Origin of the sequence: Achromobacter sp. E1 (genome assembly GCF_037039475.1) — a bacterium.
Classification (GTDB): domain Bacteria; phylum Pseudomonadota; class Gammaproteobacteria; order Burkholderiales; family Burkholderiaceae_B; genus Achromobacter; species Achromobacter mucicolens.
The window spans coordinates 5832349-5847928 of the sequence record NZ_CP146253.1 but is presented as its reverse complement, the minus strand read 5'-3'; the positions used below and the strand labels follow the sequence as shown (position 1 = coordinate 5847928).

12 protein-coding genes are annotated in these 15580 nt (G+C 61.0%); 11 read left to right on the top strand and 1 reads right to left on the bottom strand.

What is annotated here, in order from left to right:
- Positions 1-2 precede the first annotated feature (2 nt).
- Positions 3-2858 (bottom strand): excinuclease ABC subunit UvrA, encoded by a 2856-nt coding sequence (uvrA, locus tag V6V88_RS26985; protein WP_062838809.1) that lies wholly within the window; start codon positions 2856-2858, stop codon positions 3-5.
- 237 nt (positions 2859-3095) lie between these two features.
- On the opposite strand from uvrA, the gene V6V88_RS26980 reads away from it, so the two are divergent.
- From V6V88_RS26980 to V6V88_RS26930, 11 genes are all read left to right on the top strand, one after another.
- Positions 3096-4280, top strand: coding sequence for an MFS transporter (locus tag V6V88_RS26980; protein ID WP_338617071.1), 1185 nt, complete (start codon positions 3096-3098; stop codon positions 4278-4280).
- A 295-nt stretch (positions 4281-4575) separates the two neighbouring features.
- Positions 4576-5094 carry a single-stranded DNA-binding protein gene (gene ssb, locus V6V88_RS26975; protein ID WP_062838810.1) on the top strand — a complete coding sequence of 173 codons (519 nt, stop codon included), beginning with the start codon at positions 4576-4578 and terminating at the stop codon, positions 5092-5094.
- Positions 5095-5296: 202 nt separating this feature from the next.
- Positions 5297-5776: a hypothetical protein gene (locus V6V88_RS26970; RefSeq protein WP_223573668.1), complete on the top strand. Its 480-nt coding sequence runs from the start codon at positions 5297-5299 to the stop codon at positions 5774-5776.
- A gap of 12 nt (positions 5777-5788) precedes the next feature.
- Positions 5789-7501 (top strand): hypothetical protein, encoded by a 1713-nt coding sequence (locus V6V88_RS26965; protein ID WP_223573666.1) that lies wholly within the window; start codon positions 5789-5791, stop codon positions 7499-7501.
- A gap of 9 nt (positions 7502-7510) precedes the next feature.
- Positions 7511-7699, top strand: coding sequence for a hypothetical protein (locus V6V88_RS26960; protein ID WP_223573664.1), 189 nt, complete (start codon positions 7511-7513; stop codon positions 7697-7699).
- Positions 7696-8271 (top strand): hypothetical protein, encoded by a 576-nt coding sequence (locus V6V88_RS26955; protein WP_223573662.1) that lies wholly within the window; start codon positions 7696-7698, stop codon positions 8269-8271. Before V6V88_RS26960 ends, V6V88_RS26955 begins: the two co-directional genes overlap by 4 nt.
- Before the next feature lie 9 nt (positions 8272-8280).
- Positions 8281-9831 (top strand): AAA family ATPase, encoded by a 1551-nt coding sequence (locus V6V88_RS26950; RefSeq protein WP_223573660.1) that lies wholly within the window; start codon positions 8281-8283, stop codon positions 9829-9831.
- A gap of 280 nt (positions 9832-10111) precedes the next feature.
- Positions 10112-10795, top strand: coding sequence for a glycosyltransferase family 2 protein (locus tag V6V88_RS26945; RefSeq protein WP_254595371.1), 684 nt, complete (start codon positions 10112-10114; stop codon positions 10793-10795).
- A gap of 38 nt (positions 10796-10833) precedes the next feature.
- Positions 10834-13269, top strand: coding sequence for a hypothetical protein (locus tag V6V88_RS26940; RefSeq protein ID WP_062838811.1), 2436 nt, complete (start codon positions 10834-10836; stop codon positions 13267-13269).
- A complete protein-coding gene (locus tag V6V88_RS26935) occupies positions 13266-14249 on the top strand; it encodes a lysylphosphatidylglycerol synthase transmembrane domain-containing protein (RefSeq protein WP_062838812.1) in 984 nt (327 codons plus the stop codon). Before V6V88_RS26940 ends, V6V88_RS26935 begins: the two co-directional genes overlap by 4 nt.
- Before the next feature lie 397 nt (positions 14250-14646).
- Positions 14647-15558, top strand: a complete 912-nt coding sequence (locus V6V88_RS26930) for a hypothetical protein (RefSeq protein ID WP_223573658.1) — start codon at positions 14647-14649, stop codon at positions 15556-15558.
- Positions 15559-15580: the final 22 nt, after the last annotated feature.

Sequence of the window (15580 nt, the reverse complement as noted above, 5' to 3'; positions counted from 1 at the left end):
GTTCAGTCGGCCGGCTTGCGGCGCAGTAGCTTGCCCAGGTACTGGCCGGTGTGGCTGGCCTTGGCCGCCGCAACCGTCTCCGGCGTGCCTTGCGCCACGACACGGCCGCCGCCGTCTCCGCCCTCGGGGCCCATGTCGACCAGCCAATCTGCGGTCTTGATGACGTCCAGGTTGTGCTCGATGATGAGCACGGTATTGCCGGCGTCCACCAATTGATTGAGCACCTGCAGCAGCAGTTCGATGTCGCGAAAGTGCAGGCCCGTGGTCGGTTCGTCCAGGATGTACAGCGTGCGGCCGGTGCTGCGGCGCGACAGCTCCTGCGACAGCTTCACGCGCTGCGCTTCACCGCCGGACAGCGTGGTCGCGCTTTGCCCCAGGCGGATATACGACAGGCCCACGTCGATGAGCGTGTGCAGCTTGCGCGAGATGGCGGGTACCGATTCGAAGTACTCGAGCGCCTGCTCCACGGTCAGGTCCAGCACTTCGCTGATGTTGCGGCCGCGGTAGCGGATCTCGAGCGTTTCGCGGTTGTAGCGCTTGCCGTGGCAGACGTCGCAAGGCACGTACATGTCCGGCAGGAAATGCATCTCGACCTTGACCACGCCGTCGCCCTGGCAGGCTTCGCACCGGCCGCCCTTCACGTTAAAGCTGAAACGGCCCGGATCGTAGCCGCGCGTGCGCGCTTCCGGCACGCCCGCGAAAAGCTCGCGGATGGGCGTGAACAGGCCCGTATAGGTGGCCGGGTTGCTGCGCGGCGTGCGCCCGATGGGGCTTTGGTCGACGCTGATGATCTTGTCGAAGTTCTCCAGCCCCTGCATCGACACGTAGGGGGCGGGCTCGCTCTGCGCGTGGTGCAGCTGGCGCGATACGGCCACGGCCAGCGTGTCGTTGATGAGCGTGGACTTGCCCGAACCGGACACGCCCGTCACGCACACGAGACGGCCGGCCGGCACACGCAGTTCGACGTTCTTGAGGTTGTTGCCGGTGGCGCCGGTCAGCGTCAACCATGGCAGTTCGTCGTCGACGGGACGGCGCTTCGGAATGGCGATGGCACGCGCGCCGCTCAGGTACTGGCCCGTCAGCGAATTGGGATCGCGCTGCACGGTCTCGGGGTCGCCCTGGGCGACTACCTCGCCGCCGTGTTCGCCGGCGCCGGGGCCCATGTCCACCACCCAGTCGGCCATGCGGATCATGTCTTCGTCGTGCTCGACGACGATGACGCTGTTGCCGAGATCGCGCAGGTGCTGCAGCGTGCCGATCAGGCGGTCGTTGTCGCGCTGGTGCAGGCCGATGGACGGCTCGTCCAGCACGTACATCACGCCCGTCAGGCCCGAACCGATCTGGCTGGCCAGACGAATGCGCTGCGCTTCGCCGCCGGAGATCGTGTCCGCGCTGCGATCCAGCGACAGATAGTTCAGGCCCACGTTGTTCAGGAAGCTGAGCCGCGCCTCGATCTCGCGCACGATGCGCTGCGCGATCTCCTGTTTGGCGCCGGTCAGGTTCAGGTTGCGAAACCAGTCCAGGCAGCTGGACAGCGGCATGGACTCGACTTCATAGATGGCCTGGCCGTGGCGCTCGCCGCCGCGCGGGTCGTGCCCGATGAGCACGTTGCGCGCTTCGGGGCGCAGCCGCGAGCCCGCGCAGTCGGGGCAGGTCTTGATGTTGCGGTACTTGCCCAGTTCCTCGCGCACCGTCGCCGAGTCCGTTTCGCGCCACCGGCGCTCCAGGTTCGGGATGACGCCTTCGAACGTATGGCGCTTGACGGTGCTGCGGCCTTTTTCGTTCAGGTACAGGAACGAGATCTCTTCTTCGCCTGACCCGTACAGGACCTTGTCGCGCAGCGCCTCGGGCAGCTCCTCGAAGGGCGCCTCGATGTCGAATTCGTAATGGGCGGCCAGGCTGGTCAGCAGCGAGTGCGTGAACGCATTGCGGCGGTCCCAGCCGCGGATCGCGCCGGCGGCCAGGCTCAGTTCCGGAAAGGCGACGACCCGCTTCGGATCGAAGAAGCCCACCTGCCCGATGCCGTCGCAGCTGGGGCAGGCGCCCATCGGATTGTTGAAACTGAACAGGCGTGGCTCCAGCTCGGGCAGGCTGTGGCTGCACACCGGGCAGGCGTAGCGGCTGGAGAAGACCTGCTCGCGCTCGTTGTCCATGTCCAGCGCCAGGGCGCGGCCTTCGGCAAGCTGCAGGGCGGTTTCGAAGCTCTCGGCCAGGCGCTGCTTGCTCTCGGGCCGGATGCGCAGGCGGTCGATGACGACGTCGATGTCGTGCTTCTCAGTCTTTTTCAGCGGCGCCATGCCGTCGATTTCCATCATCTGGCCGTCGACGCGCAGGCGCACATAGCCCTGCGCCTGCAGGCTGGCGCATTCGTCCTCGAAGCTGCCCTTCTTGCCGCGCGCGATGGGGGCCAGCACGGCCAGCCGCGTCTCGGGCGTCCAGCCCAGCACCGCGTCGACCATCTGGCTGACGCTCTGAGCCTGCAGCGGCAGGCCGTGATCGGGGCAGTAGGGCGTGCCCACCCGTGCGTAGAGCAGGCGCAGGTAGTCGTGGATCTCGGTGATGGTGCCGACCGTGGAGCGGGGATTGTGTCCCGCGGCCTTCTGCTCGATCGAGATGGCCGGCGACAGCCCCTCGATGAGATCCACGTCAGGCTTGTCCATCAGTTGCAGGAACTGGCGGGCGTAGGCGGAAAGACTTTCCACATAGCGCCGTTGGCCCTCCGCGTACAGCGTGTCGAACGCCAGCGAGGATTTGCCGGACCCGGACAGACCTGTGACCACCACCAGCTTGTGGCGCGGCAGGTCCAGCGAGACGTTCTTGAGATTGTGGGTGCGGGCACCCCGGATGCGTATGCTCACGTCTGTATGGGTAACGTCCAGTTGCGTCGAAGACGCCTTTGATCCCGCGCACCCTTTGGGCGCATTTAAGCGGTTTCAAAGGCCAACTTGGTACTATAGCGCGCCGAATCCCCTCGCGTTCAAGGTCCTCCATCTGGTGGGACGGAACCGGGGCCGGCGCCGCACCGCCAGAATCAGACCGTGAGCGTATGACGTCAGATGCATGCGCGCCGCCCTAGTCATCGTTGAAATTTCCGCATGCCGGCAGACACCAAACTGAAATTGACCCCTTCCGAGCGCCGCGCCAGCGTGGCCTTGGCCGGCCTGTTTGCCGCGCGGATGCTGGGACTGTTCCTGTTGCTGCCGGTCTTTGCAGTGGCCGCAAGCGGCATGCCGGGCGGCGACGATCCCGCCCGCGTCGGCCTCGCCCTGGGCATGTACGGGCTGACCCAGGCTTTCATGCAGATTCCCTTTGGCCTCGCGTCCGACCGGTGGGGGCGCCGCCCCGTCGTGCTTTTCGGGCTGCTGCTATTCGTCATCGGCAGTGTCGTCTGTGCGCAGGCGACCGATGTGTTCTGGATCACGATCGGCCGCGCCATCCAGGGGGCGGGGGCCATTTCCGCGGCCGTCACCGCCTGGTTGGCCGATGCCACCCGCGACGAGGTGCGCACGCGCGCCATGGCGATGGTGGGCGGATCGATCGGCCTGTCGTTCGCCGTATCGCTGGTGCTTTCGCCCGTGCTGGTGGGCTGGTGGGGGCTGTCGGGATTGTTCTGGACGATCGCCTGCCTGGGCGTCGTCTGCCTGGCCGTGGCGCGCTGGGTGGTGCCGGTGGTGCCTCGCACGCAGGCCCGCACCATGCAGGCGGCCAGGCCGCGCGAGGTCCTGACCCATCGCGACCTGCTCCGGCTGAATTTCGGCGTGTTCGTGCTGCATCTGATCCAGGTGTCGCTCTTTGTCGTGGTGCCGGCGCTGCTGGCCAAGGTCGGCGGGCTGGACGCGCGCGACCTCTGGAAGGTCTACCTGCCGGTCATCCTGGTGTCTTTCGTTCTGATGGTGCCTGTGGTGTTCGTGGCGGAAAAGCGGCGGGCGCACCGCGGCGCGCTGCGGGCGTCGGTGGCCGGGCTGGTGCTGGTCTGCACGCTGCTGCCGGCCGCCAGTCACGGCTTCTACACGCTGGCCATCGCCCTGACCGGCTTTTTCGTCGCCTTCAACGTGCTGGAGGCCTTGCAGCCCTCGCTCGTGTCGCGCGTGGCGCCGGCGGCCTACAAGGGGCTGGCGCTGGGCTTTTACAACACGGCGCAGGCGGCGGGGCTATTTGCGGGTGGAGCCCTGGGCGGATGGCTGGCCGCGCATTCGGGCGCCAGCGCGGTGTTTGTGGCCGCCGCGGTGCTGTCGGCGATCTGGCTGGCGGTCACCTGGGCGCTGCGCCCTTTGGCGTGATCGCTGGGACTTTCCCGCAGCGTGAGGAAAGTCGCCGATCTGGTCGCAAACGGCGTCCAACAGCGCCGAAATGGTTTGCCAGCGGTGATCGATTTGTCACCGAACCCGTTTGGCGCGGCGAGCGCTTTCGTCGATAATACGCATCAACACAGGCTTCACCTGAGCAATCGCCGGTCATCGCTTCGCTGACCGGCGACTTTCATGAAGCCGGTCTTCAACATCGCTTTTTTATGTTGTTGCCGGCGCGCTCGCGGCAACGCGAATCGCAGGCTGTCAACAACAGAGGGACATCGGCATGGCATCGGTTAACAAAGTCATACTCGTGGGCAATCTGGGTCGCGACCCGGAAGTCCGCTACAGCCCCGACGGGGCGGCAATCTGCAACATGTCGATCGCCACGACCTCGTCCTGGAAGGACAAGGCCAGCGGCGAAAAGCGCGAAGAAACCGAATGGCACCGCGTCGTCATGTACAACCGCCTGGCTGAAATCGCCGGCGAATACCTGAAGAAAGGCCGTTCGGTCTACATCGAAGGCCGCCTCAAGACGCGCAAGTGGCAAGACAAGGACACCGGCGCCGACCGCTACAGCACCGAAATCGTCGCTGACCAGATGCAAATGCTGGGCGGCCGCGAAGACGGCGGCGGCGGTGGCGGCAGCTACGGTGGCGGTGGCGGCTACGACGACGCCCCGCGCCAGCAACGCGCCGCCCCGGCCCAGCGCCCCGCGCCCCAGCAGCGCCCGGCGGCCCCCGCAGCCGCCCCGGCCAGCAGCGGCGCCAATCTGGCGGACATGGACGACGATATTCCGTTCTGATCACCAGCAATGCTTTGAAAGCCCACCGTCCTGGTGGGCTTTTTGTTGCGCGCGTCAATAGCGCGCTGCAAGCCTTTATCCATTCTGCTTGGCTGAGGCAGGTTTGGACGCGTGTTCTTAATGAAAATGTGCGCCAGAACAGGATAAGATCCGATCCGTCACAATTTTTTGCATCGGGGCCGCTCTGGCCCTGTTCGTCGAAATGGTGCGTTCCATCCTGGGGGCGGCAAGCCCTAAAGTCGCGCTCAACACCCAAGTGAGCGTCAATACCGCAGCGCGTTCGCGCCTAAGCCCTCTTGCGCTGCAGGCGCGCTTGCGTAAAAAGCGCTCATCCGCCTATGTCGAGGCAATGACCCGGCTGGATGCCGGCGGCCACATGCACGGCAAGGCCGCCACCGAGGCACTCATGGAGGCGATCCGCGCGGAATTTCCGGATGTGCAGATCGACGCCTGGCCGCTGGGGATCATCGCCAAGTGTTTTTTGGGTGCGCCGTACGAGGTGCATACCTTGGACGTCACCGGAAGCATCATCCAGCATTTCAAGCGTGGCGAATCGTTGCCGCAAGGCATGGAGCGCGCGCGGTCGCTGGCTTGTAGCGGCCACTACACCTTTATAGAGGTCTATACCGACAAGTTGATCGCCGTGGGCGGCAATGGTCAGACCGCCATCATCGACAACTGAGCATCAAGACATATGGCAGAGCGCATTATCCAGACCGCGGACCTGAGCAACATCCTCGGGTCGCTGCGAAATTTGCAGGGCGATATCGGCACGGTGTCGGACCAGGTGGGTTCGGTGGGCCGCGAGCTGAATCAGACCCGGGAAGAGCTGTCTCGACTCGAGCAGGCGTTCGCCGATTTCGTGGCGTCCGACCTCAAGGCCAAGGAGCTTGCGCTGGCCGAGACGCGCCAAGTGAAAGTGCGCCAGGAATTGGACACCACCTATGAGTATTACGGGGTCGTGCGGCGCCAAGCGACCGGCATTCTTCAGGCCTCCGATATCCAGCTTGTGCGCACGGAAACGCTGCGCAGCGCCACCGAAGAACTCATGATTTCCGCGCCGCGCTACTGGCTGGCTCCGGCGCTGGTGGCCCTGTCCGCCTGGCTGGGCGATAACCGTGCCCTCGCGGAACGCGCGCTTGCCGAAGCCATACGCCGTGACGACGAAAAGACATCACTGTTTTTTGCGCTGATCGCCCGCCGGGCCGGTCGCAACGAGCTCAATCGCACGTGGCTGGACCGCTATTTCGGCCTGCAAAATCCGTTCAAGCTCGATCGGCAGACGGTGATCATGGTGGACGCGCTCGCCAACGGCGTGTTCGGCGCCGATGTTGCCCTGCATTGCAGCAAGCGCATCACCGATTGGATTGACGAGCTGTCGGCCCAGGCTGGCTTCGTGGAAGCGCAGCGCACGCAATGGGGACGCGCGTTGTTGTCGAAGGCGCCGAATGACGATTACGGCAACCGCTATTCGCACCTCAAGCGCATGAGCCCCACCTGGCCCGAGCTGAACCGGGCAATCAATGGTGTAGCCATGCATGCGGCTGTGCTGGCGCACTTTGAAGGCGTCTTCCAGGGCGAAATCCGGCCCGCCGCCAGCGTGCTTGTGGCGGTTGATGATCTGCTGAGCAAGCTGGTCACGCGCTTCGATGACGAAGAATTGCCCCTGCGCCGCCAGGAAGAGCTGTGCCGCCTGATCATCGAGGAAGGCGGCGACCGCCGCGCGGCGCAGAATCGCTTTGACCTGCAGAGCGCCGCGTTGGACGAAGAGGTCGATTTCACTCAGCTTCTGACCAACGCCGCCATGCACCCGGAGGTGTCCCACGTGACGCGCGCGACCCAACGCTTTGCCGTGGCTCACTCGCGAGACTGGATTCTGGACGGCCATGCCGACGTAACCGCCAAGGCGCGCATGGCGATACCGGCGGACGTCCACCTTGAGATCGAAGGCTGGCAAGGCGTCACGCAGGATGGCGCGAACGAGGCCGATCTGCTGCGCAGTCTGGAAGATGAAATTGCCGCACGCCAAGCCCGGGATTTGGCGGTCATTAAGTTCAGCGCCAAACACTGGTTGGGCGTGGCGCTTAGCGCGGCGCTCATTTTGGGGGCCGTCAGCGCGGGTATTGTGCCTCTGCTGCTCGGCGGCGCCGGACTTCTGTGGGCTTACCTCTCTCACCGGCAGATGGAGGTCAAACGGGCGCAGGTGAAGGCACAGTACGCCAAATTGCGCCAGCAGGCTGGTGATGCGCTACGCGCCTGCTTGGCCGAGGTCGTTGAGCTGCGACGCGATATTGCGATCCGGGACGACGTTTCGGCTCGCGTGACCCAACTGCTGGAGGGCATCAGCCCAGAACAGCACGTACTCTCCTCCCATGATTCGGTACGCCGCGTCATGCTCAAGGCATAAGGAACGATGATGATCCGCCAGATTTCTCCCGGCCCCACGCTCGCGCCCGACGCCGTACCTGCCGCTGAACCGGTTAACGCGCCTGCCACGGGCCCGGCGACGGCCGCAGCGCCTGCCGATACGCGCGACGCGCTGGCCGGCGCGTTGCCCGCGTGGGATCTCCTGCCTGCCACGCCCTTCATTCGCCGCGTCAAGTGAGCGCCGCGTCCGCGCTTATCGAAACACCGCGCAGCTATGCGCAATGGTCCGCCTGCCTGGATCGCCTGGCCGAGGGCCTCCAGGATGAGGCGTGCCTGGAGGCCATGCGTGCAGGAGAGCTCAATGCCAGCGGCGCGGTGATTACCCTGTTTTCTCAGCGTCTGGCCGGCGAGTTCAACGCTCGCTTGACGCGTTGCTCAGAACACCTGACTCGCGATCTGCGTATCGGCGGCGATGAAAACCTGGTCGTGCGCGCCATTCTGAACGCGCGCACGCACCTGACCTTCTTGCATCGCCTGGCGCAGGTCGAGATATTTCCCGACACGCTTCGCAGCCACCTCACCGACGAAGTGCGCAAGTTTGCGCAGCGAGCGCAGCAGTCGTTGGAGGACAGCGCCAAAGGAGACCGAAGTGGACGCCTATTGGTGCTGCTGCGCAACAATCCGTTGCCCCGCTACGAGCCTGCCACACCGGACCCTTCCGCCGAGATCCCAGCCGCAAAGACGGCCATGGCGCCCGCGCAAGCGCCTCTCACGCAAGCCGGCGTGCGCCGGCGCAACATCATTCTCTGACATCGACCCATGAGCGACACGACCGAGTTCAAAGCCACGCTGACGCGCTATCTCAAGGCCCGCATCCCCTTCATTTCTATACGAAGCGCCGAGCGCAGCCGGGTGCTTGAGCTCCTGCGAGAGGTGGTGGCGCCACTTAATGCTCCCGTGTTCGTGCACACCCTGTCTCAAGGAACACGCGAGCTGACTACGGGTCGCAGCGTGAATGAGGACCGCTCGGTCACCGGCGCCGTGGACTTTGCCAGCCAGCAGTTCGCGCAGCGTCAGAACCTGTCGTGCGTGCTGACTGAAATCTCGGACATCGAAGACGACACCGCGTCCGCGCGGCACCTGCTCGACGTTGTGATGCTGGCCGCCGAGCATAGCGGCGTGGTTGTCGTCATCACAACAAAGCCCGTGTGGGGGCAATTGCAGCGTGCCGGCATGGCGCTGACGCTGTCCGCGCCCAGCGAGGACGAAATGTACGCCATCATTCATGACACGCTTGAGGCTTATCGCGGCCACTTCGAGATCGAGTGGGATAGCGATGACGAGCGCCGGGCGGCCGCTATCCTCGCGGGTATTTCGCGCATCGAGGCCGAAAACATTATCGCCACGCTGTTGGCGAACGGCCGCATTGCGAAGAGCGACATGGTCGAACTCATGCATGCGAAGGATCGAATTTTTGCGGACATCAGCGGCATCGAGCGGGTGACGGTCCGGGGCACTGAATTGAGCGTAGGCGGGCTCGGCGGACTCAAGGCATGGCTCGACAAGGAGCGCCCGCTCCTCACCGCCGATTTGCGCGAGCGTGGCATCCGGCCGCCGCGCGGGGTATTGCTGGTTGGGGTGCCAGGTTGCGGCAAATCGCTCTCTGCCAAGGCTATCGCCGCCAGCTGGAGCCTGCCACTGTATCGATTGGACCTGTCCACCATTCACGGTCAATACCTCGGACAAAGCGAGTCGCGCTTGAAGGATGCACTTGCAACGGCGGACCATGTGTCGCCCTGCATTCTTTGGATCGACGAAATCGAGAAGGGCCTGGCAGGAGCGCAAGGTTCCGGCGACGGTGGCACATCGACGCGTCTGGTCGGCCAGTTTCTCTATTGGCTTCAGGAGGCGCGCGCGCGCGTTTTCGTGGTCGCCACCGCCAACGACGTCTCCAAGCTGCCGCCAGAGCTGTTGCGCCGCGGCCGGTTTGACGAGCTGTTTTTCGTGGATCTGCCCACCCCTCAGGAGCGGCTCGAAATCATCGACATCTACGTCAAGCGCGGCCTGAAGGCCGCGCAGCCGCAGGCCTTGATGGAAGAGCTGGTGGAACTGTCGGACGGCTTTGCGGGCTCCGACCTGGAAGCCGCCGTGCGCGAGGTCGTGAAGGAGGCCTATCTGAACGGCGATGCCGCCGCCACGCCCGACGTGTTTCGAGATAGCTTCCGCAACGTCGTGCCGCTGTCGAAGACCGCGCCGGAGCAGATCGAGAGCATCCGCGCGTGGGGCCGCGAACGCGCGGTGCCGGCGTCTGGACAACCCATCGGCACGGCCATCGCGCCCACTCGGCCACGCCGGCAAGTGTTGGGCTGATCGCGACGAAAGGAGCGCCTTGGGGCGCTGGGGTCAAGAAAAGCAGGATGGCAATTGGGGAGGGAACGCCCAATATGAGCCCAAATTCGAATTGGGCCTAGACCGAGGGATGTAAGTATAATTGTTGCGGCAATTTTCAATCATCAAAATTCGAATTGCCAGGCTAGCCTGGAGGTCGGGGGCGGCCAACAACCTTTCTGCGAGAAAAATCTTGAGTTCCAGCGTTGACCCCCTTGACCTGACGATCGTTATCCCCTGCCTCAATGAAGAGGAAAATATCGTGGATATTCTGGATAACGTCAAACAGGCGGTCGCAGGTCAGAAGTTCACGAGCGAAATCGTTGTCGTCGACGATCAAAGCGACGATGCCACCTATGAGCGTGCCACGCAGTGGGCGGCGGAAAACAGGAACGTGATTCCCGTGCGCGTGGTGCGTCGCGAATTGCAGCGGCGCGGATACGGCGCCGTCGTTCGCTACGGGGCCGCCCACGGCGTGGGCCGTTACGGCATCTTTGTCTCCGCAGATGCCGTCGATCCGATCGATCTGATTCCGAAGCTTTACGACGAGATGGAGAAGGGCGCGGTATTGGCCCAGTGCTCGAGATACCTGGAAAAAGGCGATGACTCGACCATCCCTTTCAAGTACAAGTTCTTTCAGTTCTTTTTCAGAATTGGCGTGCGCATCGCGCTCGGCCAGTACATTCCGGACTCGACGTACGCGTTCAAGATGTTCCGCCGCCGCGAGCTTCTTGGCATGGGCTTGAGCCAAAACCGGTTCAGTATCAGCCCCGAGATCACTTTCAAGGCGATCCTGACGGGCGGGCAGGTCAAATATATTCCTGGCGCACAGGGCGTGCGTGCAAGAGGCGTGTCCAAATTCATTTTCCGAAAGGAAGGCATCGGGTTCTCGTATTGCCTGCTGCGCTCCTTCTTGCACCGATACAAAATCGCATACTGGTTTTGATCGCGACTCAAAACTAGAACTCCGGCTTTCCCATATCAATGTCCTTCCTTAAAAAATGGGCGGTGCGCCAGTATCTGGTTTGCACCGCCATTGCGCTTGCGCTCGTGGTCGCGGTGTTTCCCGATGTGATCTTTGAAGGCGCAAGCCTTCGTATGACGGATCATATGGCGGCCACATATTATGGCGGCAAGGAATTGCGTCCATTTTATCCAACACCGGAACACGTCCAGTGGTGGGGGCCTTATAACGATACGGGAGGCGCAGTATTCCAATCGGAGCCCATGGTCGAATTCATGCGCCGGGTGATCGAAACCGGCGATTCGCCTTATTGGAATCCCTACGCTGCCGGCGGTGCACTGGGCCCGGAAAGCCTTGTGGATATGAAGTTCTCCGTGCCCACGATTGTGACGGCCCTGACGGGCGGTTCAAGCTTGAGCTACAACGTGAGCGCGTTGATTTATTTCGTGCTCGGCGTGTATTTTTTGATCCTGACGATGACCCGAGTTTTCGGGTTGTCCAAGACAGCGGCGATCGGCGCCGCGATTTTTTTCCTGTTGAATGGGTACGCCGTCGCCAACCTGGGATCGAACGTGGCGCAGAGCTATCCGTTCATCCCGATCTGTCTATACGCGGCGCTGATGCACGCAAGGTCTCCTGGTGCGCTCAGGTTCATCGGATTGTGTCTCACCTTCGCGTTGGTGTTGAGTTGCACGTTTGCGCCGACGACCATCGTGAGCATCATCGGCGTGTATGTCGTTGTTCTGGCGTATCTGTCACATCGCGTGGCAAGCCGCGAGATTTCATTCAAAGCAGCGGCCTACACGGTAGGACTTCAAGCACTGGCAGGTGTCGTGGCTTTTTCAATCCTCGCGGTGATTTATCTTCCGGTGATCGAAAACCTGGAGAGCACCGCCATGTTGAAGAACTATGTCGCTCGCGTTTATTTTCCAGCAGCTTTCCCCGCTGGAATTCTCGCTCTGTTCTCCCCCTCGCTGTTCTTCGAATCTTATAACCTGCGTGAATCGACAACTGCAATCAAGCAGGTATATGTCAATACGGTTTACCACTTCGGATTGGTCGCGGCCGTCCTCGCGGCTTGTGCCATCTACAGGCAAAAAGGCAAATTTCGACTAGTCGCGTGGGTTTGTTCCGCGGCGGTTCTGTTTTTCCTGGGGAACATATATGGTCTACCCCTCTTGCGGCCGATCGTCGCTGCGCTGCCCATTATTGGAAGCATCGGCAATCAATATTGGTGGATGTCGGTTGTCGTGCCGTTGATCGTGCTCGTAGGGCTCGGCCTGGACAACATTCGCGCCGGACAATCCCGGATGTTGCCCGCACTTGCCGTCTTGGGCGTCGCAATTGCAGGCGCCATTTATCTATGGCATGTCTATGGACTGGGCGAGCCCAATCTTGAGTTCAAGAAGAAAGCCCTGTTGGGCACGGGATTGCTGTTGGTGGGCCTGGTCATTGGACTGTCGGTTGCTCGATTTACCAAGGCCGGATGGGCGCTCAAGACACTCGCGGTGGTTTTTGTGGCCGCGATGTTCGCAGAGTTGCTGGTTTCTTCAAAGATGATTCGTTACGAGCGTAATGACTTTTTTGAGAATCCAACGGACGCCATTGCGTTCCTGTTGAAGAATGCCGGGAATTACCGAACGGCAAACTTTGGAACCACGGCTTTGTATCCGGATCTGGGCTCGGCGTTCGGAATCCAGGAAGTGAGTTCAACGAACGAAGGAAATTTGCCGTACTTCCGGGATTACTTTTATGCAGCATTCGATATGGATCCTTCACAGCAGTTTGGCTATAGCGCGCGCATAAAGAGAGGGCCGTTTCCCAGTCTGTTCAGCCTGCAGGACGCCCCGGAGAAGATGAAGATTGATTGGTCAGCGATCGATTTGCTGGGGATCAAGTATTTCGTTATGCCTTCATCGTATTTGAACTACAAAAAGGCGTTTCTGGACCACGGGTTGCGTCTCGTCTTTGACTATCCAGGCACGATAATTTTCGAGAATCCAACGGTCATGCCGAGGGCTTTCGTCGTTCCCCGAGCTGGATCGGGTCAGAGCGAAGAACTCACATTGGATAAAGACTATCGGGCCGTGGCCGCTCCAGTCGAGATCGCCCGATACAGGAACGCTGAAGTCGTCCTGTCTGGCCGGGCCGCAGAACCGGGCATTGCGGTGTTGACCGACAACTGGCATCCGAATTGGAGCGCCAAGGTCAACGGGCAGCCAGCGCCAGTATTGCGAGTCAATGGGATATTTCGAGGGGTAGCGGTGCCCTCGGGGGACTTTCGCGTTGAATTGGAGTATCGTCCAAAGACCCTTTCATTTGCGTTGTACCTGAGCATGGCAAGTCTTGCCTTGCTGCTTCTGATTTTCGCATTCCGCAAACGGCTGGACCGCTTTTTGCGCGGTCTTGGCGTTCCCATCTCAGGTAAAACCGAGATAGGTGGGGTCAGATCATGAATAATCCGAGACGCTGGATAATTAACGCGCTGAAGATCGCATTTGGCGCTCTGCTCGTGGTTGCGCTGTTCAAGGGTGACTACATTGACGGCGAGGCGTTGATCCTGGCTTTCACCGAGCCCGCCTATTTCGCGCCGGCGCTTATCCTGATGTTCATCGGCATCGTTGCAGGCGGGTTTCGATGGTGGCTGCTCCTTCGTATTGCGGGCTTTCCTGTCGAACTGCCTGCAATATTGCGCATTCAACTGATGAGTGGCTTTTTTTCTATTTACATGCCTGGTGCCGCCGGCGGCGACGTAGTGCGGGCCATGTATGTTTTCAGAGGCATGAAGAAGGGGCAGGGGCGCGGCGCCGCCACGCTATCCATTGTGTCGGATCGGGTGTTTTCCCTTTTCGGGTTGTTGGGCGCAGCCTGTCTGCTCAGTGTGTATCTCGTCATGTCTTCGGATAAAGGTGCAAAGGCGGCTTCCTATATTGAAGGCATTGAATGGATCTTCATTGCAGCTTGTGCAGCCGGCATCGCGACGCTGATCGTTTTCGGGGCGGCCAGGTTTTTCAATCTGGGCCGGTTCTTGCCTGCCCGGTTGGTCGAGTATGCGCGCATACTCCGCCAGAATGCCAGGGTGTACAAGACGAAATGGCTTGAATTGGTATTCTGTGCGGTGGTATCGGTTGCCGCTAGCGCGTTGGTTGCGCTTAGTATCGTCCTCATCGCAAAGATCTTTCCATTTCGCCCGGACCCTTTGGTCGCGGCAGTAGCTGGCGTGTTTGGCAATTTGTTTTCCGCAATCCCAATCTCTCCTGGCGGGCTTGGCGTTGGCGAGGTAGCGTTTGCGAAAGTGGTCGAGGAACTGTCCGGGATGGTTGGACCTTTTGCGACCATCTATCTGACGTTTCGCCTGGGCATGTTCCTGGTAAACATCCCGGGCGGCTTGCTGGCCCTGTTGTCGCAGCATCGGGATCTGCTGCCCGCGAAATGACAGCATTTGCACGCATTACTGCGCTTTTCAATTGGGCAGTAGGTGTGGGTACCCCAAGATGCGCCTCATAGAAGGCGCTTTTTTTATTTAGCGGTTGGAAAATCTCCCGGAAAAATGAAATTTCTCTGTAACAACTGAATCGCTGTTGAAACCGCAAGCCTTTCCAAGAGTTTTCTGGCAATTATCGCAAAGGTTCGTTGGTATTGGTAACAATATGAAAATCGGAGTTTGACTCCACCTGTTGATCTAAGCGCTCCCGGGTTTTTCATCCGTTTGAAACGTGCGCTGCCGCTTGCCCCGCGCCTGACTCTCTGATAGCCTTTTCGGCGGTCAACCGATTGTTCTGAAAAAATGGTCCGTCACTGGCCTAAAATGCTGCGAAAAAGGAACATCGATAGTGGGCGACAATAACTTGATGAACGCCGCGGCCCGGGATAACGGCGCTGAAGCGCCGGCGACGCCGCTTGGCGATTATCAACGGGACATTTTTTGGCGGCGTTTATTCTGTAACTGGAAAGCATTGGCAATCGCTGCGGTGTTTGGAGTCGCCTGCGGCATCGCGGCTTATTTTGTCGTGCCGAAGAAATGGCCGGCGATTCTTATCGTCCGCGTCGGTGATGTCAGAGCAGGGCATGAGCTGAAACCCGAATTGCTGGAACAGGTCTCGCTGACCTCGGAGTGGATAAAACGCCGCGAATTCGTTGACGCAGTAGTGTCGTCGGCGAATGCTGCGTCGCCCGGCCAGCCTGGTGGCGATTCACGCGACGCCGAGCTCTTTCGTGAGACGCTGACGGCGAAGGCGATTCCCGGCACCCAACTGCTTAGAGTGGATTACCTGGGGTATTCGCACTACCAACTGCAGGCCTATGTCAACGCAATTGAAAAGCAGGTACGCGCGTCTCAAGACGAGGTGATGGACGCGCGCTTGGAAGCGCTGATTGACTTACGTAATAAATATGATGGCGAGGTCGCGGCGGAGGGTAGAAAATTTGAGAGCTTGGGCCGCAAGTACAACTACGTGGTGAGGGGCGATCCTGAGGTGTCGCTTTGGCTTGCTCCGCAATTAAGAGCCGAGATTTCCCAGAGCGAGCTGATGATCGGAATTTTGCGCCGGTCCATAGACGAGTTGGATGATCGCATTGCTTTGGCGGGGCACTATTCGGCGGATGTCGCCCAAGCCGAAATTCTTGTGCAGCCGGTATTTCCAAGACTGAGAAATCTGCTGCCTCCCGCGATGTTGCTGGGGATTTTGTGCGGCTTCATCTTTTTGGTTATTCGAGGCAAGACGCGTTTTGTTCTTTTGAAGTAGCAATTGACGTCTTGACGCGGCG

Coding starts and splice junctions, on each gene's coding strand:
- V6V88_RS26980 (WP_338617071.1), top strand. CDS start 3,096: ATGCCGGCAGACACCAAACTGAAATTGACCCCTTCCGAGCGCCGCGCC.
- ssb (WP_062838810.1), top strand. CDS start 4,576: ATGGCATCGGTTAACAAAGTCATACTCGTGGGCAATCTGGGTCGCGAC.
- V6V88_RS26970 (WP_223573668.1), top strand. CDS start 5,297: ATGGTGCGTTCCATCCTGGGGGCGGCAAGCCCTAAAGTCGCGCTCAAC.
- V6V88_RS26965 (WP_223573666.1), top strand. CDS start 5,789: ATGGCAGAGCGCATTATCCAGACCGCGGACCTGAGCAACATCCTCGGG.
- V6V88_RS26960 (WP_223573664.1), top strand. CDS start 7,511: ATGATCCGCCAGATTTCTCCCGGCCCCACGCTCGCGCCCGACGCCGTA.
- V6V88_RS26950 (WP_223573660.1), top strand. CDS start 8,281: ATGAGCGACACGACCGAGTTCAAAGCCACGCTGACGCGCTATCTCAAG.
- V6V88_RS26940 (WP_062838811.1), top strand. CDS start 10,834: ATGTCCTTCCTTAAAAAATGGGCGGTGCGCCAGTATCTGGTTTGCACC.
- V6V88_RS26935 (WP_062838812.1), top strand. CDS start 13,266: ATGAATAATCCGAGACGCTGGATAATTAACGCGCTGAAGATCGCATTT.